The sequence below is a fragment of the Streptomyces sp. KLMMK genome (genome assembly GCF_036961605.1).
Classification (GTDB): domain Bacteria; phylum Actinomycetota; class Actinomycetes; order Streptomycetales; family Streptomycetaceae; genus Streptomyces; species Streptomyces telluris.
Genome location: NZ_JBAMDC010000678.1, coordinates 1 through 1,919, shown reverse-complemented (window position 1 = coordinate 1,919; position 1,919 = coordinate 1). Strand labels below are relative to the sequence as shown.

Sequence of the window (1,919 nt, the reverse complement as noted above, 5' to 3'; positions counted from 1 at the left end):
TTCGCCCTCGCACTCGCCCTGCGACTGGCCTTCACCGGCCGTTCCTACGACGTCTTCGTCGACGAGCTCTACTACACCGCCATCAGCCGTCACCTCGCCGACGGCCACGGCCCGGTCTTCGACGGGCAGTTCTTCGCACTCCACCCGCCCGCCCTCTTCGCACTGCTGGCCGCCTTCATGCGCCTCACCGGCCAGGGGTCCGGCGACCTGCTGCACCAGGTGCTCGACCTGCGGCCCGTCGTCGCCGTCACCGGCGCGCTGACCGTCGTCGCCGTCACCGCGCTGCTGCGCCGCGCCGTCCGGACCCCGCCCGCGCTGCTCGCCGGGCTGTTCCTCGCACTCGACCCGTTCCTGAACCGCTTCGACAGCCGCGTCATGCTGGAGGCCCAGGCCACGGCCGCCGCCGCGCTCGGCATGCTGGTCCTCGCCCGCACCCCGGGCACCCCGCGCGGGCGGGCCGCCACCGGTGTCGGCGCGGGGCTGCTGTTCGCGCTCGCGGTGACCACCAAGGAGCCCTACGCGCTGGGCACGTTCCTGCCCGTCACCGTCCTGGGCCTGGCGGCCCGCGGCGAGGTGCGGCGGACGCGGCTGACGGCCGCCGCCGTCACGCTCGCCGGCTACGCGGTGTACGTCGTGACGACGGCCGCGACCGGCAACTGGGCGGCGTGGTGGGCGCAGAAGACCGACGGCATCGCCCGCGCCCTCGGCATCAAGCAGATCAGCGGCTTCAACAGCGGTGACGGCTCGGTCGCGTTCACCGACCGGCTGCTCGTCCAGCTCGGCCAGTTCGCCGTTCCCTACGCGCTGATCGCTCTGGGCACCGCCGCCACGGCGTGGCTGCTGTGGTCCCGCGTCCGGCGCCCCCGGATGTTCGCCGGCGGGCCCGGGCGGATCCTGATCACGGCGTGGGCGGCATGCACGCTGCTGCACCTGCTGTACGCCATGGCGCTGGGCACCCTCGAGGAGCAGATGTTCTACCCGCTGGTCGTCACCAGCACGGCCGCCGTCGTCCTCGCGGCCGACGTCCTCCTCCGGGACAGGGGCAGGGACAGGGACGGGGACAGCGGCAGGGGCAGTGCCACGGCGACCAGGGCGCTGGCCGTGCTCGCCGCCCTCGCCCTGACCGCGAACGCCGTCGTCTGGGCGCGCGTCCACACCCGCCACGACGACGCGCTCCGGCGAACCCTGGCCTGGTCCCGTGCGCACCTGCCCGAGGGCAGCGTCGTCGCGGCCACCGACGAGGGCACGTCCTTCGTCCTGCCCGGCGCCCGGCTCGCCGAGTGGCGGACCACGGCCGACCTCAGGCGCGACCGCGTCGACTACCTCGTGCTGTCCACCGAACTGGTGCAGCAGGGGTACGCGCGGATCGGCCCCCGGCTTCCCGGCGTGCTGGAGCGCGAGGCCCGGCTCGTCCACAGCGAGCGCGGGAAGACCGTCGGGGCGCTGCGCGTGTACGACGTCCGCGCGCTGGTCGCCGGCCCCGGAAAGGCGGGGTGAGGATGGTGACGACGACCGCCGCTCCTGCCACTCCTGCCACTCCTGCCATTCCCGCCGCTCCGGCAGTGCCCTCCGTGTCCCCGGAGAAGGGGACGGTCCACGGAGCCCTGCCCCTCGCCCTGTCCGCCGTTCTCGTCGGCGTGGGGAACTACGGGCTGTCCCTGTTCCTCGTCCACCGCCTGTCCGCGCCCGACTTCACCGTCTACGCCGCCGTCTCCTCGGTCCTGCTCAGCGTGGGCACCCTCGCCGGCGCCACCGTGCCCTGGGTGCTGGCCCGCGAGGTCGCCGCCAGTGCCCCGGGCAGCGCACGGCGGCGGTCGGCGGTGCGCACCTGCCTGTGGCTGGCGCTCGGCCTGGCCTTCCTGACCGCCGTCGCGTCGTGCGGGGCCGTCGCCTCGTACGCCGGGCCGGGGCCGCTCGCC

Annotated in this window: 2 protein-coding genes; both read left to right on the top strand. The window is 75.0% G+C overall.

The genetic code is table 11. The features are described from left to right. Positions 1-1,497 (top strand): glycosyltransferase family 39 protein (locus V7793_RS37050; protein WP_336014075.1); only part of this gene is annotated, 1,497 nt, incomplete at its 5' end. A 74-nt stretch (positions 1,498-1,571) separates the two neighbouring features. Further along, positions 1,572-1,919 (top strand): hypothetical protein (locus tag V7793_RS37045; RefSeq protein WP_336014073.1); only part of this gene is annotated, 348 nt, incomplete at its 3' end.